Raw genomic sequence first — 255 nt, forward strand, 5'->3', positions numbered from 1 at the left:
ACATGTGCGAAGCGACGTCCTACTCTCACAGGGGGAAGCCCCCAACTACCATCGGCGCTAAAGAGCTTAACTTCCGTGTTCGGTATGGGAACGGGTGTGACCTCTTTGCCATCATCACTTCACTATTGAAAGAATTTCATTCTTTCAAAACTGGATAAACGTTTCATTGAATTGCGCAATAAAATGTGGTTAAGTCCTCGACCGATTAGTATTCGTCAGCTGCATGCGTCACCGCACTTCCACCTCGAACCTATC

1 rRNA gene is annotated in these 255 nt (G+C 47.1%); it reads right to left on the minus strand.

Annotation, left to right across the window (positions count from 1 at the left end):
* Positions 1 to 6 precede the first annotated feature (6 nt).
* Positions 7 to 122 (minus strand): 5S ribosomal RNA (gene rrf, locus M3166_RS19230).
* Between the last annotated feature and the right edge of the window lie 133 nt (positions 123 to 255).

Origin of the sequence: Solibacillus isronensis, from assembly GCF_023715405.1 — a bacterium.
In the GTDB taxonomy this organism is placed as follows: Bacteria; Bacillota; Bacilli; order Bacillales_A; family Planococcaceae; genus Solibacillus; species Solibacillus isronensis_B.